Origin of the sequence: Methylibium sp. (assembly GCF_031393925.1) — a bacterium.
Lineage (GTDB): Bacteria > Pseudomonadota > Gammaproteobacteria > Burkholderiales > Burkholderiaceae_C > Methylibium.
Map to the genome: position 1 here is coordinate 1 of NZ_JANMWL010000300.1, position 3,166 is coordinate 3,166.

5 protein-coding genes are annotated in these 3,166 nt (G+C 69.0%); 2 read left to right on the forward strand and 3 right to left on the reverse strand.

Going from position 1 to position 3,166, the window contains the following annotated elements; genetic code table 11:
* Nucleotides 1-638 (reverse strand): PQQ-binding-like beta-propeller repeat protein (locus tag RMO12_RS15480; RefSeq protein WP_309639955.1); only part of this gene is annotated, 638 nt, incomplete at its 3' end.
* 105 nt (nt 639-743) lie between these two features.
* Here RMO12_RS15480 and RMO12_RS15485 point away from each other — a divergent pair.
* Together RMO12_RS15485 and RMO12_RS15490 are read left to right on the forward strand one after the other, a co-directional pair.
* Nucleotides 744-1,331 (forward strand): YbhB/YbcL family Raf kinase inhibitor-like protein, encoded by a 588-nt coding sequence (locus RMO12_RS15485; RefSeq protein WP_309639956.1) that lies wholly within the window; start codon nt 744-746, stop codon nt 1,329-1,331.
* A 78-nt stretch (nt 1,332-1,409) separates the two neighbouring features.
* The gene (locus tag RMO12_RS15490) at nt 1,410-1,640 is read left to right on the forward strand and encodes a hypothetical protein (RefSeq protein WP_309626323.1); all 231 of its coding nucleotides are present in this window, start codon (nt 1,410-1,412) and stop codon (nt 1,638-1,640) included.
* A gap of 39 nt (nt 1,641-1,679) precedes the next feature.
* Here RMO12_RS15490 and RMO12_RS15495 read toward each other — a convergent pair whose 3' ends face one another.
* Entirely contained in the window at nt 1,680-2,147 is a 468-nt protein-coding gene (locus tag RMO12_RS15495; RefSeq protein ID WP_309639957.1) for a hypothetical protein, read from the reverse strand.
* The coding region (locus RMO12_RS15500; protein WP_309639958.1) for a TRAP transporter large permease subunit at nt 2,144-3,166 on the reverse strand (1,023 nt) is incomplete at its 5' end. The genes RMO12_RS15495 and RMO12_RS15500, both read right to left, overlap by 4 nt.

A 3,166-nucleotide genomic window follows, 5' to 3' on the forward strand; every position in this document is an offset into this window, starting at 1 on the left:
CCGATGCCCACGCCGGTGGAGCCGGTGGCGCCCAGCTTGGACATCGGGTCGTCGGTCTGCAACTGCGAAGTGGCCTCGGTGGCGCCGGCGTATTCGGCCACCGTCACGTCCCAGAGCAGGGCGCCGCTGTTCGCGTCGAGCGCGATCAGTCGGCCGTCGACGCTGCCCACATAGACCTTGCCGGCAGCCACCGCGACGCCACGGTTGGCCGGGCCGCAGCACAGCTTCTTGGTGCGTGGCTGGTGCTGGTAGCGCCACAGTTCGCGGCCGCTTTTCGCGTCGAGCGCGACCACGCTGCTCATCGGCAGCGACAGGTACATCACGGCGCCGACGACGATCGGCGTGGCCTGGAAGCTGCCGGTCACGCCGCTGCGGTGGGTCCACTGCGGAGCGAGCCGTGCCACGTTGGCGGGCGTGATGGCGGCGAGCGGCGAGAGGCGCTGACCGCCCAGGTCGTTGCCGTGCACGGCCCAGCCGGTGTCGGCGGGGCGCTGCGGGGTCGCCGCCAGCGTGGGGCTGAGGCCGGCACACCCCGCAAGGCTCGCGAGTAGCAGCAGGCCCGCAAGCCCGGTACCGCATGCGAGCCCGCGATGCGCTGCGCGCTGCGAACGTGAGAAAGCCGAACCGCGTTGCGTCATGTTGGGAGCCTTTGTGACCGGTGCGCCGCAGCATAGCGCCGCACCCCGGGTACACGAACTGCTGCCGATGGATGGTGAAGACATGCCTTTGAAAAGGAGTGAGCCATGCTGCAAAACTTGCCGGATGTGGTGGCAGGGGCGCTGCGTGCGCAACGCGCCGGGACCGACCAGCTCGCCTGCACGCTGGTCGAACGGCCGGGCGAGTTGTCGGCCATTGAGTTGAGCAGCCCCGCGTTTGCCGACGACGCCGCGCTGCCGACGGAGTACACCGCCGACGGCGCGGGCCGCTCGCCACCGCTGCAGTGGCGCGGCGTGCCGGCCGGCACCGTGTCGCTGGTGTTGATCGTGGAGGACGCCGACGCACCGACGCCGCACCCACTGGTGCATGCCATCGCGGTGGACCTGCCGGCGCACGACGGCGGGCTCGACGAGGGCGCGCTCGGCGGCGCCAACGACCAGGTCACCGACGGCGTCACCACCGGCCGCAATTCCTATCTGCAAACGCGCTGGTTGCCGCCCGACCCGCCGCCGGGCGATGGCAAGCACCGCTACCACTTCCAGTTGTTCGCGCTGGCAGCGGGCGCGAAGTTTTCTTCCAAGCCGGAGCATGACGAAGTGCTGGACGCCCTGCGCCATTACGCCATTGCCAGTGGGCGCCTCATCGGCACCTACGAGCGCGCCGAGGGCGCATGATGTCGAAGCCGAGCCGAACTGGCCCGGCCCGTTTTACGTTTGCTTCGCTGACCCGAATCAGCCCGACAGGAGCCCCCGATGCAGCACGACCCGGTGGAAATTTTTCGCAAACTCAAGCGCGGACTCGGCCATGAACTGGTCAACGACGACAACGTGTTCGAGTTGATCGCGCTGGCCAAGCACGAAGGCCATCCGCTGCTCGAGCAGACGCTGCGCGAATGGCAGGCGCCGTGCAGCGACGGCTCCAACGGCATGCCGAGCACGATCGCACCGACGCGCGGATTCAACCGCGAAAACGTCAAGCACTGAAGCCAGAGCGGCAGCGCGCGCCCGTGCGCGCAGTTGCGCTCAGCCGGGCCGCGCGTCGGCCCCGCCGCCGGCTGCGGTCAGCGCCTGCGCGGCCAGAGCACGCCGCACCACCTCGCGCAGCAGCGCCTCTTCTGCGGCATGAAAGACCATCCGGCCGCGGCCGCGCACCTGCACCACCAGGCGCGGCGCGATCAGCCATGACAGCCCCGGCACGCACACCAGCTTTAGCTGCGTCATATCGGCCAGCGCCGCCTGCTTGCGCCACAGGCCGTGCTCGCGCACGTGGTGCGCATCGAGCACGATGCGCGCGCGCAGCAAGGCGGAAAAGCTCGCGCCGATGACGACCAGCGCCGCAGCGATGAAGGCCCAGGCGGGTGCCGGCAGCGCACCGTCCACCAACGGCTGCATCGCCCGCGAGGCGGCCAGGGCGAGCGCCACCACCAGCAAGGTGGCCAGCGCCTTGATGGGCTGCGAATAACACGGCCCGCTCATCAAGGGCTCGCTCATGGCGTTGCTGCGCTGGCGCCGCCGCGACCGTCGGCGGGCGCCGTCTTGAACAGCTCTTGCAGGTCGAGCGGCGCGTCGGCGTCGCTACCGCTGGCCTCTTCGGGCGGCGCTTCGATGCGCACCTTGTCGAGGTCGATCTTCGCTTGCGTGGGGAGAAACACGGTCACCGTCTGCGGCACGAAGATCACGATCACCACCAGCAGCAGTTGCAGCAATACCCAAGGAATCGCGCCGAGGTAGATGTCGCTCGACTCGATTTTCTTCGGCAGCGAACCGTTCTTGTACAGCGTGTCCGAGATGCCGCGCAGGTAGAACAGCGCAAAGCCGAACGGCGGATGCATGAACGAAGTCTGCATGTTCACGCACAGCAGCACGCCAAACCACACCATGTCGATGCCGAGCGCGGTCGCCACGGGGGCGAGCAGCGGCAAGATGATGAAGGCGATCTCGAAGAAGTCGAGAAAGAACGCGAGGAAAAAGATGAACAGGTTGACGACGACCAGGAAGCCCACCTGGCCGCCCGGCAGCCCGGTGAGCAGGCCTTCGATCCACTTGCCGCCGTCCACGCCCTGGAACACCAGCGAGAACACGCGCGAGCCGATCAAGATGAACACCACCATGGCGGTGATGCGCATGGTGCCGGCGGTGGCGTCTCGCAGCAGCGCCCAGGTGAGCCGTCGGTGCAAGGCGGCAAGGACGCCTGCGCCCACCGCGCCCACGGCGCCGGCTTCGGTCGGCGTGGCGATCGCGTGGCTCATGCCCGGCAGGCCCCCCATGCTGCCGAGCACCGCGAGGATGAGCACGGCCGACGGGATGATGCCGCGCAGGCACTTGCGCCACAGCGCCCCGCCCCGCAAGGTGCGCGCGCTCGCGGGCACACCAGGCACGTGCTGCGGCCGCACGCGGCTCAGCACGAAGGTGTAGAGCGCAAACAGCAGCACCTGCAGGATCGCCGGGCCCCACGCGCCCTTGTACATGTCGCCCACCGAGCGGCCGAGTTGGTCGGCCATGACGATCAG